General features: G+C 63.7%; 15 protein-coding genes and 1 tRNA gene. 10 read left to right on the plus strand and 6 right to left on the minus strand.

Annotated elements, in window-relative coordinates; genetic code table 11:
* Window positions 1–84: 84 nt before the first annotated feature.
* The gene (locus tag S7S_RS13205) at window positions 85–957 is read left to right on the plus strand and encodes a MaoC family dehydratase (protein WP_041026005.1); all 873 of its coding nucleotides are present in this window, start codon (window positions 85–87) and stop codon (window positions 955–957) included.
* Window positions 958–1,123: 166 nt separating this feature from the next.
* On the opposite strand, the gene S7S_RS19355 is transcribed toward S7S_RS13205, so the two are convergent.
* Genes S7S_RS19355 through hemA form a run of 5 tightly spaced genes read right to left on the minus strand, consistent with a single transcriptional unit; the run spans window position 1,124 to window position 5,677 of the window.
* Entirely contained in the window at window positions 1,124–1,633 is a 510-nt protein-coding gene (locus tag S7S_RS19355) for an REP-associated tyrosine transposase (protein WP_008738604.1), read from the minus strand.
* Window positions 1,634–1,691: 58 nt separating this feature from the next.
* Window positions 1,692–2,465 (minus strand): HesA/MoeB/ThiF family protein, encoded by a 774-nt coding sequence (locus S7S_RS13210; RefSeq protein WP_008738605.1) that lies wholly within the window; start codon window positions 2,463–2,465, stop codon window positions 1,692–1,694.
* Window positions 2,455–3,312, minus strand: a complete 858-nt coding sequence (gene prmC / locus S7S_RS13215) for a peptide chain release factor N(5)-glutamine methyltransferase (protein WP_008738607.1) — start codon at window positions 3,310–3,312, stop codon at window positions 2,455–2,457. Before prmC ends, S7S_RS13210 begins: the two co-directional genes overlap by 11 nt.
* Window positions 3,312–4,400: a peptide chain release factor 1 gene (prfA, locus tag S7S_RS13220; RefSeq protein ID WP_008738609.1), complete on the minus strand. Its 1,089-nt coding sequence runs from the start codon at window positions 4,398–4,400 to the stop codon at window positions 3,312–3,314. Before prfA ends, prmC begins: the two co-directional genes overlap by 1 nt.
* Window positions 4,397–5,677 carry a glutamyl-tRNA reductase gene (gene hemA / locus S7S_RS13225; RefSeq protein WP_035205291.1) on the minus strand — a complete coding sequence of 427 codons (1,281 nt, stop codon included), beginning with the start codon at window positions 5,675–5,677 and terminating at the stop codon, window positions 4,397–4,399. Before hemA ends, prfA begins: the two co-directional genes overlap by 4 nt.
* A 194-nt stretch (window positions 5,678–5,871) precedes the next feature.
* On the opposite strand from hemA, the gene S7S_RS13230 reads away from it, so the two are divergent.
* From S7S_RS13230 to pth, 7 genes are all read left to right on the plus strand, one after another.
* Window positions 5,872–7,599, plus strand: a complete 1,728-nt coding sequence (locus S7S_RS13230; RefSeq protein ID WP_008738613.1) for a tetratricopeptide repeat protein — start codon at window positions 5,872–5,874, stop codon at window positions 7,597–7,599.
* Window positions 7,600–8,175, plus strand: coding sequence for a lipoprotein insertase outer membrane protein LolB (lolB, locus tag S7S_RS13235; RefSeq protein ID WP_008738615.1), 576 nt, complete (start codon window positions 7,600–7,602; stop codon window positions 8,173–8,175).
* Entirely contained in the window at window positions 8,172–9,035 is an 864-nt protein-coding gene (gene ispE, locus S7S_RS13240; protein ID WP_008738617.1) for a 4-(cytidine 5'-diphospho)-2-C-methyl-D-erythritol kinase, read from the plus strand. The genes lolB and ispE overlap by 4 nt, the downstream gene beginning before the upstream one ends.
* 3 nt (window positions 9,036–9,038) lie before the next feature.
* Window positions 9,039–9,114, plus strand: a tRNA-Gln gene (locus tag S7S_RS13245).
* Window positions 9,115–9,210: 96 nt separating this feature from the next.
* Complete coding sequence (locus S7S_RS13250) at window positions 9,211–10,170, plus strand: ribose-phosphate pyrophosphokinase (RefSeq protein ID WP_008738618.1); 960 nt, start codon at window positions 9,211–9,213, stop codon at window positions 10,168–10,170.
* A 144-nt stretch (window positions 10,171–10,314) separates the two neighbouring features.
* Window positions 10,315–10,953: a 50S ribosomal protein L25/general stress protein Ctc gene (locus S7S_RS13255; protein ID WP_008738619.1), complete on the plus strand. Its 639-nt coding sequence runs from the start codon at window positions 10,315–10,317 to the stop codon at window positions 10,951–10,953.
* 15 nt (window positions 10,954–10,968) lie between these two features.
* Window positions 10,969–11,559 (plus strand): aminoacyl-tRNA hydrolase, encoded by a 591-nt coding sequence (pth, locus tag S7S_RS13260; protein ID WP_008738620.1) that lies wholly within the window; start codon window positions 10,969–10,971, stop codon window positions 11,557–11,559.
* On the opposite strand, the gene S7S_RS13265 is transcribed toward pth, so the two are convergent.
* Complete coding sequence (locus S7S_RS13265) at window positions 11,546–12,304, minus strand: glutathione S-transferase family protein (protein WP_008738621.1); 759 nt, start codon at window positions 12,302–12,304, stop codon at window positions 11,546–11,548. The genes pth and S7S_RS13265 overlap by 14 nt on opposite strands.
* Window positions 12,305–12,511: 207 nt before the next feature.
* On the opposite strand from S7S_RS13265, the gene ychF reads away from it, so the two are divergent.
* Window positions 12,512–13,603, plus strand: coding sequence for a redox-regulated ATPase YchF (gene ychF / locus S7S_RS13270; RefSeq protein ID WP_008738622.1), 1,092 nt, complete (start codon window positions 12,512–12,514; stop codon window positions 13,601–13,603).
* Between the two features lie 206 nt (window positions 13,604–13,809).
* Window positions 13,810–14,286, plus strand: a complete 477-nt coding sequence (locus S7S_RS13275) for an integrase arm-type DNA-binding domain-containing protein (protein ID WP_008738623.1) — start codon at window positions 13,810–13,812, stop codon at window positions 14,284–14,286.
* The last annotated feature ends 61 nt before the right edge of the window (window positions 14,287–14,347 follow it).

Genomic DNA, 14,347 nt, shown 5'->3' on the forward strand with positions numbered 1-14,347 from the left:
GTCTATACGGCCAATCAACGCCCGACGGCCGCTGCCTATACTGCCGGGCATTCGTTCTGACATGAATCGAAAAGGATTTGCGCCATGACCACCGCCCATATTCGAGAACTGCGCAACGCACCGGCCATGCTGCCGCTGTTCGCCAAGGCCGTGCTGCGGGCCGGCGTCAAGCCGGGCAAGTCCCCGGCCCTGCCGGATATCGGCGTGCGTTTGCGCGACGTGGTACTGGACCAGAAGCACCTGGCCACTTACCGCAAGGTCTGTGCCTTCCCGGCGGACAAATACCTGCCTATCACCTATCCGCACCTGCACGCGCACCCACTGTTCATGAGCCTGCTGCTGCACGCGGATTTCCCGTTCGCCGCCATGGGGCTGGTGCACGTGCGCAACCGCATCACCCAGTACCGCCGCATCAACGAGCGTGAGCAACTGGATGTGGAATGCCGTTTCGGCGAACTGGTACAGGTGGAAAAGGGCTTTGAGTTTTCCATTCTCACCAGCGTCAGCACCGCCGGCGAACTGGTCTGGGAAAGTGAATCCACCATGTTCCGGCGTGGTGGTGGCACCGGTGGCGGGCAGGACAGAAAAGCGCCGGCCACACCGGCCCCGGTGACCGATTTCGAACAGTGGAAAGTGCCCGGCGATACTGGCCGCCGTTACGGCGCCGTCTCCGGTGACCGCAACCCGATCCACCTGTACCCGCTGACCGCGAAACTGTTCGGCTTCAAGCGCCAGATCGTGCATGGCATGTGGTCAAAAGCCCGCTGCCTGGCGGCGCTGCATGATCAACTGCCGGAAGGCCCGTTCACGGTGGACGTGCAGTTCAAGCTGCCAATGTTCATTCCCGCCACGGTGAAATTCGCCCACGAACAAAGCGCCGGCGGCATCGATTTCCGCCTGCTGGCCAGTGATGGGGTGAAGCCGCATCTGAGTGGCTCTGTGCAATCGGCGGTCTGATTGGTGGCAGGGCCGTTTGAGGGGGAGTGTTGTCCAGCTTGCGGGAGTGAGGAGGGGCTTGGACGTGGTGGGATTCGCTGCGCTCTTCCCACCCTACGGCAGCTTCGACGGGGTGTAGGGTGGGAAGAGCGCAGCGAATCCCACCAGCCTCACTCCGGCAAATACCCTAGATCGCCATCGCCCCTCCCCAATCCTCTGCATAAACGCCCATCGCTACCAGCCGGTGAAATGTGGAATACGGCCAGTCCCGTACCCGTGTGACCCAACCATGCTTCACCGGATTGAAATGCAGATAATCCATGTGCATTCGATAATCCCGCTCGTTGCGAATGCGATGTTCCCAGTAGCGTCTTTGCCAGATGCCTCGCTCGCCATGCCGACGGCGGGAAAGGCTGATAAATTCACCGGGCGGTATCGAACGTGAAAAATGCCCTTTAATCAAACGCCACCGCAGCGCAAAGTCGCTGTCCGTGGCCGGTAATTCAAGAACACAGTGCAAGTGTTCAGGCAACACCACCCAGCCATGAACGGTAAAAGGATGGCGTTGCTGAACCTGCCTGACAACACGACGCAATACAGCAACGTGATCGGTCAGCAACGACCGGCGGCGGTCGGCCAGGTTTAGCGTGAAGAACCAGGTGCCACCTGGCTGCCAGGCACGGTGATAACGGGACATGCCGGCAAGGGTAGCGAGCGGCACACTGTGTTGCAGTGGCGTAAGACGGAAAGGTTTGTCAGTGTTTGCCGCCATCGGGTGTCAGCCTGGTAGGACGGTGGCATACCGGGCAGGCGGGGTCCTTGCGCAAGGCCATCTGCCGCCACTGCAAGGTGGCGCCGTCAAACAGATGCAACACGCCATCGACCTTGTGGCCGGTCAGCAGACGCAGCGCCATCAGCGCCTGCAGTGTCCCGACAGTCCCCACCACCGGGCCGAGGATGCCGGATTCGCTGCACAGCGTGTCCGGCCCGTCGCCATCGCCGTACAGGCACGCATAGCAGGGCGTTGCCGGATCACGGAAATCGAACGCGACCAGTTGCCCTTCCAGACGGATGGCCGCGCCCGACACCAGCGGCACAGCCGCGGCGTGACACGCTGCATTCACCGCGCTGCGCGTGGCGAAATTGTCACAGCAATCCAGCACCAGGGCGACACCCGGCAACGTAGCCGCCAGCCAGTCGCCGTCGGCAGCACGCACATAAGGGGTGACGACGATGTCGTTGTTCAGCGCGCGCAGGGTCGCGGCCAGCGCTTCCGCCTTGGGCTGACCAACATCCCTTTCACGATAGGCGACCTGCCGGTGCAAGTTGCTGCTGTCCACCTCGTCAGGATCGACAACCAGCAGTTCACCGACACCGGCGCCGGCCAGATACAATGCCACCGGACAGCCCAGCCCACCCGCGCCGATGATCAGCACGCGTGCAGCGGCGACGGCTTCCTGACCGGCCACATCAAATTGCGGCAGCAATAACTGCCGGCTGTAGCGCATCAACTGGTCGTCACTGAGCATCGCTGCTCCCCGGCATCTGCCCCAGCGTGACGCGCTCACGGTCACCGAGATCGCGACGCGTCTGCACGGCGTGAAAACCGCCGGCGCTCATCAGCGCACGCACGGCATCACCCTGATCATGACCATGTTCCAGCAGCAGCCAGCCGCCCGGCAACAGATGCGCGGGCGCCTGCGCGATCAATGTGCGGATATCGTCCAGGCCGTCGGCCCCGGCAGTCAGCGCGGAGTGCGGCTCGAACCGTACATCGCCTTCGTCCAGGTGCGGATCATCGTCAGCGATATAGGGCGGGTTACTGACCAGCGCGTGATACTGGCCCGGCAGGTCACGGCACCAGCTCGACTGGCGCACCTGCACGTTGGCGGCGCCAAGCCGCCGTACGTTGCGCTCGGCAAGATCCAGAATGGCGACGGTGAAATCCACCGCCAGCACAGTCCATTGCGGCCGTGCCAGGCCGAGGCTGATGGCGATGGCGCCGGTGCCAGTGCCCAGGTCTGCCACCCGTTGCGGGACGTTATCCGGCAACAGTGCAAGCGCGATATCGACCAGCAGCTCGGTATCCGGACGCGGGATCAGCGTGTCCGGCGAGACCAGGAACTCATGCCCGTAGAATTCGCGCCGGCCGACAAGATGCGCCACCGGGGTGCCGTCGCGACGGCGCGCAATCCACTCGCGAAACTGCCGCTGTTGCGAATCGGTTGGCGCATGTTCCGGCCAGGTGAACAGAAAGGTTTCAGGCTTGCCCAGGATATGGGCCAGCAGCACGCGGGCATCCAGCGCCGCACTGGGTGAATACCCCGCCAGTTGTGCACGCGCCTCGCTCAACAGCGTGGCGACAGTGGCGTCCATCAGTGCGCCTCGGCCAGGGCGGCCAGTTGCTCGGCCTGATGTTCCGCCAGCAGCGCGCCGATGACTTCGTCGAGATCACCTTCCATGACTTCACCCAGACGATACAGGGTGAGATTGATACGGTGGTCGGTGAGCCGTCCCTGCGGAAAATTGTAGGTGCGGATACGTTCGGAGCGGTCGCCGGAGCCGACCAGTGATTTGCGCGTGGCGGCCATTTCCTGCTGCTGTTTCTGCTGCATGCTGTCGTACAGCCGCGCTTTCAGCCAAGACATCGCCTTGGCCTTGTTCTTGTGCTGGCTGCGTTCTTCCTGGCACTCCACCACCAGGCCGCTGGGCAGGTGGGTGATGCGCACGGCGGAATCGGTGGTATTGACGTGCTGACCGCCGGCACCGGAGGAACGATAAGTATCAATGCGCAGGTCTTCGGTGCGGATCACGACTTCGCCAATTTCCTCGGCCTCGGCCATCACCGCCACGGTACAGGCCGAGGTATGGATACGCCCCTGTGATTCGGTCGCCGGCACCCGCTGCACGCGATGCGCGCCGGATTCGAACTTGAGCCGGGAGTAGACGCCGTCACCGGCCACCCGGCAGATCACTTCCTTGAAACCACCGTGTTCGCCCTCGTGGGCACTGATGATCTCGACGCGCCAGCCGGTGCGGTCCGCGTAGCGGCTGTACATGCGCAGCAGGTCACCGGCAAAGATCGCCGCTTCGTCGCCACCGGTGCCGGCACGGATTTCCAGGAAGACGTTACTGCCGTCCCGGGGATCACGCGGCAACATCAGCCGTTGCAGTGTCTGCGCAAGTTCGTCTGCGCGGGCTTCGGCGTCGCGGATTTCCTCGCCCGCCATCTCGCGCACATCCGGGTCGTTGTCCTGTTGCATGGCGCGTGCAGCAGCCAGGTCTTCCTGGGTACGGCAGTAATCATTGAAGCAGCTGACCACGTCTTCCAGCTCGGCGTACTCGCGGGACAGATCGCGGAAACGGCCCTGTTCGCTGATCACTTCCGGGGTGGCCAGCAGGCCGGCAAGTTCCTGGTGGCGTTCCACCAGCCGTTCAAGTTTGTGCTTCAGGCTGTCTTTCATGCAGAACCTGTTCCGTCGGAGTCCGGCTCATCATCACGCAACAGCAGTTCGCGAGCCAGCCGCAGCGCGTCGCCGCGATTGTCTGCCGCCAGCCGGCGCAGTTGCACGCTCGGGCCGTGCAGCACCTTGTTCAGCAGCGTGCGCTGGAAGCGACGCAGTACGTCCGCCGGGTCTGCGCCACCTTCCAGTTGGGTCAGGCTGCGTCGCAGTTCCTCTTCGCCCAGCGCCAGCACCTGCTCGCGATAACTGCGCAGCGTGTCGACGGCGGCCAGTTCGCGGCGTTCGCGTTCATGCCGGTCCAGTGCGGCATCAATAATGGCCTCTGCCTGACGGGCGGCCTCCTGGCGCTGGCGGACATTTTCTTCGATCGCCTCGTGGAGATCGTCCACGGTATAGAGGTATACGTCCTGCAATTTACCCACTTCGGGCTCGATATCCCGCGGCACGGCAATGTCCACCATGAAAATCGGTTTGTGACGGCGTTTTTTCAGCGCCCGTTCGACCACGCCCTTGCCCAGCACCGGCACCGGGCTGGCCGTGCAGGTAATCACAATGTCGGCCTTTTCCAGCGCCACCGGCACATCCTCCAGTGACACCGCCTGTCCCTGTACCTCGGCGGCCAGCGCCTCGGCGCGGCTGAGGGTGCGGTTGGCAATGGTGATGTGGCCCACCGCCTGGTCACGCAGGTGGCGCGCCACCAGTTCGATCATGTCGCCGGCGCCGATCAGCAGCGCCCGGCTGTCGCGCAGCTCCGCAAAGATATGCCGCGCAAACGAGACGGCGGCATAGGCAACCGATACCGGGTTCGCGCCAATGCCGGTGTCCGTGCGGATGCGCTTGGCAACGCTGAAGACCTGCTGAAAGGTACGCGCCAGTTCGCCATTGAGCGCGCCACTTTCATGGGCACGGGCATAGGCATCGCGCATCTGGCCGAGGATCTGCGGCTCGCCGAGCACCAGTGAATCCAGCCCGCCGGCCACACGCATCATGTGGCGCAGGGCGGCATCGTTCTCGTGCCGGTACAGGGCTTCACGCAGGCGCTGGCCGTCCAGGCCATGCCAGCGGGCCAGCCACTGGGTCAGGTCGGGGGTGTCGTCGCTGGTCAGGCAGTAGATTTCGGTGCGGTTACAGGTCGACAGCAGCGCGGCTTCGACGACCCCCGGCAGGCGTCGCAGGTCCTGCAGCGCGGCGGGGATCTGGGCCTCCGGGAAGGTCAGCCGTTCGCGCAGGCTGAGCTCCGCGGTGGTGTGATTGACGCCTGTAGCCAGTAGCTTCATGTCAGGGGGTCGCAGCACCGCAGCGGGTATCGGGTGGCGCATTTTGCGGGATTTAATCACCCGAAACAATGTCATAGCCCCAGTGCACTCCCGCCCGCCTCCGTCACCGGACCGCGCGACGGACCTTCGGTGGGCAGGCCCTGGCGCCTGTGCCATTATTGCCCCTCACTCTGGATACTGGACCCGTCAGCGTAATGCCGATCTGCCTCCGAGACTGTTTTCCGAAGCGCCCGCGCCGGCTGACGCTGGCTGTGGCCACCCTGATGCTCGGCGCCTGCGCCGCCAGGCAGCCGGCCGAACCACCGCCGGCACCTGAACCTGAGCCGGTGGTCACCGCCCCCTATGACCCTGCGGTGCTCGCTGATCTGCTGGTGGCGGAAGTCGCCGCGCAACGCGATGCCCTGGACGTGAGCCTGGGCTATTACGTGGAAACCGCGCGCAGCCACAACAGCCCCGCCGTCACTGGCCAGGCCGCGCAACTGGCAGCCTATATGCAGGACGCCCCGCTGGCGCTGGAAATGGCCGAGCGCTGGCTGACCCAGGAACCGGGCAACCGCACCGCGCATGAAATCGCCGCCATCGCCCAGATCGTGATGGAGAACCCGACCGCTGCGGCGGCCCATATTGACCAACTGCTGGCCGATGACCCGCAGACCGGCCTGATCCGTCTTGTGACCCAGGCCGAAGGCCTGGACCAGCAGGGCAACACCCAGCTGCTGGCAGCCCTGGCACAGCTCACTGACCGCTATCCCGACCAGGCGCCGCTGTGGTACGCCCGCGCGCTGCACCTGCAAATGGAGGGCGATCTGGCAAACGCCTTCCAGGCCAACGAAAAAGCCCTCAAGCTCAATCGCAAGCACGAAGATGCGCAATTGCTGAAAGCACGCCTGCTGTTCGAGATGGACGACCATAGCGCCGCGCTGCGCCAGTTGCGCCGCATGGTGCGCAAGGCGCCGGATGCCCGCCGTCCGCGCGTCCTCTATATCCGCCTGTTGCTGGAAGACGGCCGCGAAGAAGAGGCCATCACCCAGCTCCAGGCGCTGTCCGAGCGTTTTCCGGAAGACCAGGACCTGCGTTTCTCGCTGGCGTTGTACGGCCTGCAGCGGGGCGCTGTCGACAGCGCCCGGCAAACACTGGAAGCCCTGCTGGACGAAGGCTACCGCCCGGACCAGATTCACCTGTACCTGGCCCAGGCCGACGAGATGCTGGGTGACGACGACGCCGCCATCGAGCACTACCTGGCCGTGCAGGAAGGCGACAACGCCCTTGCCGCGCAGCTTCAGGCAGCGCAACTGTACGAACGGCAGGGCAATATCCCCGCCATGCGCGCCCTGCTGGCGACCCTGCGCGAGCATCACCCGGTGCAACTGCCGGAGCTGTATGCCGCCGAGGCAGAGTTGCTTGGCCGCAGCGACCCGGAAGCCGCCCTCGCCCTGCTGGATGAAGCACTGCACGAATTGCCGGAACACACCGAGCTGCTGTACGCCCGCGCCCTGCTGGCCGAGCGTCTGGACCGCCTCGACCAGACCGAAGCCGATCTGCGCCGCATCCTGACCTTGCGCCCGGACGACCCGGAAACCCTGAATGCGCTCGGCTATACCCTGGCCGACCGCACCGACCGCTTTGATGAAGCCTATCGCTACATCCGCCGCGCCCTGTCTCTGCAACCGGACAACCCGGCGATCATCGACAGCATGGGCTGGGTGCTCTATCGCCTGGGCCAGTACCAGGAAGCGCTGGCACACCTGCAACGGGCCTACGACATGTTCCCCGACGCCGAAGTCGCTGCCCACCTGGGCGAAGTGCTCTGGGCACTGGGTCGCCAGGACGAGGCGCGTGCCGTGTGGCAGGAGGCCGAGGCACAGCAGCCCGGCAGCCGCCACCTGCGTGCCGTGCGTGACCGCCTCGAAGGGGGCCGCTGAATGCGCCTGCGTCACCTGCTGCTGGCAATCCTGCTGCCACTGGCACTGAGTGCCTGCCAGAGCCGCGCCCCGCTGACCGACATCACCTTCGACCACCCGGAGGAGCTGCGCCACTGGGATATCAGCGGCCGGCTCGGCTACCGCACCGCCGCCGACGGCGGCAACGCCAACATGGAATGGCGCCAGCGCCGTGACGGCGGCCAGATCCACTTCTCCGGCCCGATGGGTTTCGGCAGTGCCGAGCTGCACTGGAACGACCACCGCGCCACGCTGGACAACGGCCGCGAGCAGCGCACCGCCGGCTCACCGGCCGAACTGGCCTGGTACCTGACCGGGCTGCTGATTCCGGTCGAAGCCCTCTACTACTGGGTGCGCGGCATGCCCTGGCCGCTGGCCCACGGCACGCCCACCTACGATGAAACCGGCCAGCTGGTGGCCCTGGAGCAGCTCGGCTGGTCCTTGCGCTTCGACCGCTACCAGCCGGTGGCCGGCCTGACCCTGCCACACCGCGTACGCGCCAGCCACGCCGATGACCGTTTCACGCTGCTGGTGCAGCGCTGGGTGCCGCAACCGTGACCCTGACGCTGCCCGCGCCAGCCAAGCTGAACCTGTTCCTGCACGTCACCGGCCGCCGCAGCGACGGTTATCACACCCTGCAAACCCTGTTCACCCTGCTCGATCACGGTGACACGCTGCATTTTGCAGCGGCGGATACCCTGACCCTGGACAGCCCCGGAGTCGCCGGCGCACCGCAGGACAATCTGGTCTGGCGCGCCGCCACGCGATTGCGTGAACACACCGGCTGTCAACGCGGCGCACAGATTCGCGTGGTCAAACGCCTGCCGGCCGGCGGTGGTGTCGGCGGCGGCTCCAGCGACGCTGCCACCACCCTGCTGGGCCTGAACCGGCTCTGGTCACTGGGCCTTTCCCTGCCGGAACTGGCCGCTATCGGTCTGACGCTCGGTGCCGATGTGCCGGTGTTCGTGCACGGACGCAGTGCGTTTGCCGAAGGCATCGGCGAGCAGCTTTCGTTCGTCGATTTGCCGCCGCAGTGGTACCTGGTTGTGCATCCCGGTGTGAGTGTCGCGACCGCACAAATTTTCAGTGACCGGGAATTGACAAGAAATACCCCCGTCAGTACAGTAGCGGCCTTTCTTGAGCCGGCCACCCGAACGGCATTTCGCAACGATTGCGAGCCAGTTGCCAGAAGGCTTTTTCCGGTAATTGACGCAGCGTTGTCATGGCTCGAAAAGCATGCTGGCGAAAGCCACATGACCGGCACCGGCGCCTGCATTTTTGCGCCGGTCACGGATCGGCAACACGGCGAAACACTGCTCGCCGCATTGCCACCGCACTGGAAAGGTTTCGTCGCGCGGAGCCAGAACCTGTCACCTCTTCACGAGGCCCTGGCAGCTTCGCACAGCGACAACAGTTAGTGTTGGGGTATCGCCAAGTTGGTAAGGCAACGGGTTTTGATCCCGTCATTCCCAGGTTCGAGTCCTGGTACCCCAGCCATCTTCCTTCTCGTACACTTACGCTGCATAGCTGACGGTTGCGTCCCGCAGGGCGCGACCACCACGAGCCATACAACAGTCCCGCGGGGGAGCGCCAGTGTCCAAACTCGTCGTCTTTACCGGCAACGCCAACCCGGAACTGGCCAAGGCCATGACCCGGCAACTGAACATCCCGCTGGGCGCCGCTGACGTCGGCACCTTCAGCGATGGCGAAGTCGCCGTCGAAATTCACGAGAATGTGCGCGGCAAGGACGTGTTCATCGTCCAGTCCACCTGCCATCCGACCAACAACAACCTGATGGAAATCCTGGTGCTGGCCGACGCCCTGCGCCGCTCTTCCGCAGGTCGCATCACTGCCGTCATGCCGTACTTCGGCTATGCCCGCCAGGATCGCCGGGTGCGTTCCGCACGGGTGCCGATCACCGCCAAGGTGGTGGCCGACATGCTCACCACCGTCGGCATTGATCGCGTGGTCACCGTTGACCTGCACGCAGACCAGATTCAGGGCTTCTTTGACATCCCGGTGGACAACGTCTACGCCACCCCGCTGATCGTGGCCGATATCGAGCGCCAGAATTACCAGGACATGATGGTCGTGTCCCCGGACGTGGGCGGCGTGGTGCGTGCCCGCGCCCTGGCCAAGCAGCTCAACGACGCCGACCTCGCCATCATCGACAAGCGCCGCCCAAAAGCGAACGAATCCCAGGTCATGCACATCATCGGCGAAGTGGAAGGCCGCAGCTGCGTACTGGTGGACGACATGGTCGACACCGCCGGCACCCTGTGCAAGGCCGCCCGCGCCCTGAAAGACCACGGCGCCCGCCAGGTGGTCGCCTACTGTACCCACCCGGTACTGTCCGGTGCCGCCATCAACAACATCAAGGAATCGGCGCTGGACCAGATGATCGTCACCGACACCATCCCGCTGTCCACCACCGCCATCGACAGCGGCCGCATCCGCGTGCTGTCGCTGGCCCCCATGCTGGCCGAGACCATCCGCCGCGTGAACAACGAGGAATCCCTGTCGGCAATGTTCGACCGGCTTGAGCTGGTCTGACCCCACGCCCGGCCGGACACAGGAGCCAGAGGCGGCCCGCCCCTCTGGCTTTTTTGTGCCTGTCAGCGGATAATGCCCGCCCTTTTATGACCCCCTGAACAGTATCCGGTCGCAGGAGCTGTCCAGGCACCACTGGAGAACACCATGAGCAACGAATTCTTGCTGCATGCCGAGGGCCGCAGCGACGTAGGGAAAGGTGCGAGCCGCCGCCTGCGTCGTCAGGAAGCCCGTATTCCCGGCATCGTCTACGGCGGCAGCGCCGAACCACAGATGGTCACCCTGGAACTGCGCGAGCTGGTCAAGGCGCTGGAGAACGAAGCCTTCTACAGCCATGTCCTGACCCTCAAGATCGACGGCAAAACCCAGCAGGCGGTACTGCGCGACCTGCAGCGCCACCCGGCCAAGGGCACCCCGATGCACGCCGACTTCCTGCGCGTGGACAAGACCCACAAGATCACCATGCAGGTACCGCTGCACTTCCTCAACGAAGACAAGTGTGTGGGCGTGAAGCAGCAGGGCGGCAAGATCACCCATAACGCATCCGAAGTGGAAGTGAGCTGTCTGCCGCAGAACCTGCCGGAGTTCCTGGAAATCGACATGGCAGACGTGAAGCTGGACCAGGTGGTTCACCTGTCCGACATCAAACTGCCGAAAGGTGTCGAGCTGGTAGCCCTGACCCACGGCGCAGACCACGATCTGCCGGTGGTATCGGTACACGCGCCGAAGGGCACTGCGGCCGACGAAGCCGAAGACGCTGCTGGCGACGAAGCCAGCGAAGCCTAAGCGTTTCCAGGCATCATGGCGGATCCGGTCAAACTTATTGTCGGCCTGGCAAACCCGGGCGCACAGTATGCGGACACCCGCCATAATGCCGGCGCATGGTATGTGAACGCCCTGGCGCGAAGCCGGGGCGTTTCACTTTCCGAGGACCGGAAGTATTTCGGCCTCACCGGCAGTTTCACCGAGCAAGGTGAAACCGTTCGCCTGCTGATCCCCACCACCTTCATGAACCGCAGCGGCCAGGCCACGGCAGCGCTGGCGAATTTCTTTCGTATTCCCGTCACCCAGATGCTGGTCGCCCACGACGAACTCGACCTGGCACCCGGCTGCATACGCCTGAAAATTGGTGGTGGCCACGGCGGCCACAACGGGCTGCGCGACATCGTCAGCCGGCACGGCAATCAGAAGGATTTCGTGCGTCTGCGCATCGGCATCGGCCACCCCGGCAATGCCGCACTGGTGACACCGCACGTACTGGGCAAACCCTCACAGGACGACCGCATCCTGATCGAACGGGCGATCGATGAAGCGCTGCGCTACACCGGCGAGATCGTCAGCGGCGAATTGCCGCGTGCCATGAACGGCATCAACAGCTTCAAGCCGCAGTAACGCGCCGGTCTTTCTCGTACCGCCTGAGCACCCACTGCCCCGCCGGACGGTCCCGGTAGGCATGCAGTTGCGCCACCACCCCGGCGGGCAGATCGTTTTCATCCATGAAATCCCACGGCGTACCTGCCGGTGCCAATAACGGACCATACAGCGATGCCGCGGCGATATCGGCCAGCGTCAGTTGCTCGCCCACCAGATAGCGCTCCGGATCACCCTGGATACGGGCCTCGATCAGCGCCAGCCCTTCCTCCATGCGCACTTGTGACTGCGCCACCGGCTCGGGACGAATGCGGTACAACTGCGCCACACCCTGCTCGATCACCGGCACCAAGATTTTCTTCACAACCCCCGGCAGCCGGTATGGCCCCAGCATGGCGCGCATCACTTCCGGCCGGCCGAGCAGCTGACCGTAGATCCAGCGGCGTACGTGCACACCATAGCGGTCAAACTGCTGCTCCAGCTCAATGACCTGCTGCCGCGCGGCGCTGTCGGCCGGCAGCAGCGACACTTGCGGGTAATACTTTTCCAGGTAATAGGCGATGCGGGTGGAATCCCCGATCAGGCGCTTGCCATCGCGCAGCACCGGCAGCGTATTCACGCCGGCACGGGTGCGGGTAAACAGGCGGTGTGCGCCGGGCAACAGGTTGCGGATCTGGTACGGCATGCCCTTGTGGTCAAGCTGCCAGCGGGTCTTCTCGCAGTAATGGGAAATCGGAAACTGGTAGACCACGCGCTGTTCGGACATTGCTCTGACTCCTGCTGTGCGACCGACGCATCCCTGCCGCCGGTACGGTTCAGCCACAGAGTCTAGAATCCCCCGCCGCCACTGCCACGGCGTGGGCGCCCCGGCCAATGGTCGCGGCAGCCAATCCTAAGGGTCTATCGGTGGTTTTTCCGTCCGGGCTTGAGTAGCATTGCGGCCCCGGTGCATAACGGAAAGCGGAGCAGAGAGATGGGTTTCAAGTGCGGTATCGTAGGGCTGCCGAATGTCGGCAAATCCACCCTGTTCAATGCCCTGACCAAAGCAGGCATCGAAGCCCAGAATTTCCCGTTCTGCACCATTGAACCCAACACCGGCATGGTGCCGGTGCCTGACCCGCGCCTGGAAAAGCTCGCGGCCATCGTCAAACCGGAGCGGATACTGCCGGCAACGATGGAATTCGTCGACATCGCCGGCCTGGTGGCCGGCGCCTCGCAGGGCGAGGGCCTGGGCAACAAGTTCCTGGCCAATATCCGCGAGACCGACGCCATCGCCCACGTGGTGCGCTGCTTCGATGACGACAACATCATTCACGTGGCCGGCAAGGTGTCGCCGCTGGATGATATCGACACCATCAACACCGAGCTGGCCCTGGCCGACCTGGATTCTGTCGAAAAGGCCCATCTGCGTGCGGCCAAGGCCGCCAAGGGTCAGGACAAGGACGCCGCCGCGCTGGTCACCGTGCTGGACAAGTTGTTGCCCGCCCTGAGTGACGGCAAACCGGCGCGCAGCGTCGCCCTGAGCGACGACGAACTCAAGCGCGTACGCTCCTACAACCTGCTCACCCTGAAACCGACCATGTACATCGCCAACGTCACCGAGGACGGCTTCGAGAACAACGCCCTGCTCGACGCCGTGCGTGCACTGGCAGAGAGCGAAGGCGCCGGCGTGGTCGCCATCTGCGCCAAGATCGAATCCGAAATCGCCGAACTGGACGACGACGAAAAAGCCGATTTCCTTTCGGAAATGGGCATGGACGAGCCGGGCCTGAACCGCGTGATCCGCGCCGGTTATAACCTGCTTGGCCTGCAGACCTACTTCACCGCCGGCGTCAAAGAAGTACGCGCCTGGACTATTCCCGTGGGCGCCACCGCGCCGAAATCAGCGGGCGTGATCCACACTGATTTCGAGAAAGGGTTTATTCGCGCGGAAGTGATCGGCTACGACGACTACATCCAGCACAACGGCGAACAGGGCGCGAAAGACGCCGGCAAATGGCGCCTGGAAGGCAAGGACTATGTGGTGAAAGACGGCGACGTGGTGCACTTCCGGTTTAACGTGTGATCAACGTCTGACGAATTTCGCTGGATCTCGGTGGTGCTCAGTAGCGCTTGGTGGATTGGTTATCCCACTTTAAATCAATGGGTTGCGTAAACAATACGGTCTACTGAGCGTTCCTATTGTTCATCGAGGTCTGAAAAATTCGGGGGTAGCGTTGGGGTACTCGTGTTCAACCGTGGGGGTACTTTTCCCCGCAGTGGAGTCCAACGATGCCCGAGAATCTACTCACCGATGCCAAGATCAGGTCGGCCAAACCAACTGATCGAGACTGGAAACTTTCAGACGGCGGGGGCTTGTTCCTGCTGGTCAAGCCCACCGGCGGCAAGCTCTGGCGGTGGAAGTACCGCCTGCAAGGCAAGGAGAACCTCTTTGCCATTGGTGGCTTTCCCCAGGTAAGCCTTGCGGAGGCTCGCGCTGCCCGCGAGAAAGCGCGTGCCTTGGTCAAGCAAGGTATCCACCCTGCGCATGAGCGGCAGCAGGTCAAGCAGCGCAACCTCGAAGCGCTGGAAGAACGTAAGCGCGCTCGTGAAAGCTCGTTTGCCAAGGTGGCGCAGGCGTATCTGGCCGAGATCAAGCCTGTCTTTGCGCTCAGTTCCTACCGCACGAAAGAGTCCCGCATCAGGAAGTACCTGTCGCCCAAGTTCGATGGAATGCCGATGAGCGACATTGGCGTGAAAATGGAGTAAATGGGGTAATTTTGACATTAATGCCCCTTTTAAATTCATATCACTCATTTCCTTCCTGGAC

Source organism: Isoalcanivorax pacificus W11-5 (assembly GCF_000299335.2).
Classification (GTDB): Bacteria; Pseudomonadota; Gammaproteobacteria; order Pseudomonadales; family Alcanivoracaceae; genus Isoalcanivorax; species Isoalcanivorax pacificus.

Coding starts and splice junctions, on each gene's coding strand:
- S7S_RS13230 (WP_008738613.1), top strand. CDS start 5,872: ATGCCGATCTGCCTCCGAGACTGTTTTCCGAAGCGCCCGCGCCGGCTG.
- prfA (WP_008738609.1), bottom strand. CDS start 4,400: ATGAAAGACAGCCTGAAGCACAAACTTGAACGGCTGGTGGAACGCCAC.
- pth (WP_008738620.1), top strand. CDS start 10,969: ATGGCGGATCCGGTCAAACTTATTGTCGGCCTGGCAAACCCGGGCGCA.
- S7S_RS19355 (WP_008738604.1), bottom strand. CDS start 1,633: ATGTCCCGTTATCACCGTGCCTGGCAGCCAGGTGGCACCTGGTTCTTC.
- S7S_RS13255 (WP_008738619.1), top strand. CDS start 10,315: ATGAGCAACGAATTCTTGCTGCATGCCGAGGGCCGCAGCGACGTAGGG.
- S7S_RS13265 (WP_008738621.1), bottom strand. CDS start 12,304: ATGTCCGAACAGCGCGTGGTCTACCAGTTTCCGATTTCCCATTACTGC.
- S7S_RS13275 (WP_008738623.1), top strand. CDS start 13,810: ATGCCCGAGAATCTACTCACCGATGCCAAGATCAGGTCGGCCAAACCA.
- lolB (WP_008738615.1), top strand. CDS start 7,600: ATGCGCCTGCGTCACCTGCTGCTGGCAATCCTGCTGCCACTGGCACTG.
- prmC (WP_008738607.1), bottom strand. CDS start 3,312: ATGGACGCCACTGTCGCCACGCTGTTGAGCGAGGCGCGTGCACAACTG.
- ychF (WP_008738622.1), top strand. CDS start 12,512: ATGGGTTTCAAGTGCGGTATCGTAGGGCTGCCGAATGTCGGCAAATCC.
- S7S_RS13205 (WP_041026005.1), top strand. CDS start 85: ATGACCACCGCCCATATTCGAGAACTGCGCAACGCACCGGCCATGCTG.
- S7S_RS13210 (WP_008738605.1), bottom strand. CDS start 2,465: ATGCTCAGTGACGACCAGTTGATGCGCTACAGCCGGCAGTTATTGCTG.
- hemA (WP_035205291.1), bottom strand. CDS start 5,677: ATGAAGCTACTGGCTACAGGCGTCAATCACACCACCGCGGAGCTCAGC.